This window comes from Vibrio sp. 704, assembly GCF_033339295.1.
In genome coordinates, this window is sequence record NZ_JAWOUH010000810.1 from 1 (window position 1) to 566 (window position 566).

The 566-nt window shown below is 45.9% G+C and carries 1 protein-coding gene; it reads right to left on the minus strand.

Translation table 11 applies throughout. The features are described 5' to 3' along the window. Positions 1-566 (minus strand): diguanylate cyclase domain-containing protein (locus R7R24_RS29260; RefSeq protein ID WP_318120528.1); only part of this gene is annotated, 566 nt, incomplete at both ends.

Sequence of the window (566 nt, forward strand, 5' to 3'; positions counted from 1 at the left end):
CGAACAAGCGCCTCAACACCATAAATCTCGCCATTGATGTTTAACTGCGGTTGATAAGCCATAAACAGCGTTTGCTTCTCAATCGCAAGCCTCAGACGTTGCTCGACTTTCATCTTGTGCAGATGACTTGCTTGCATCTCCTGATTAAACAGACTGTACGCATTACGCTGTTTCTTCGCTTGATACATGGCGATATCTGCAGAAAGCAGCAGCGCGTCTAAGTTGTCGCCGTGCATTGGGTAGAACGCAATCCCAATGCTGCAACTGAGCAGAAACTGGTTATCGCTAACGTTATATGGTTTGGAAAGCGTTTGAATCAGCTCGCTTGCTAGATCTTTGATGGTCTCTTCATCAGTTCGATTAACGATAAAGATGAACTCGTCGCTTGCCTCACGGACGATCAACCGACCTTCGCCCGAAAAGTGGTTAAGGCGAGTCGAGATCTGTTTTAGAACTTCGTCACCAAATTCGTGGCCGTGAGTGTCATTGACCGATTTGAAGTTATCGATATCAATGAACATTAAGGTGAACGGGTTACTGCTGCCACACATCCAACGTTGAATGTT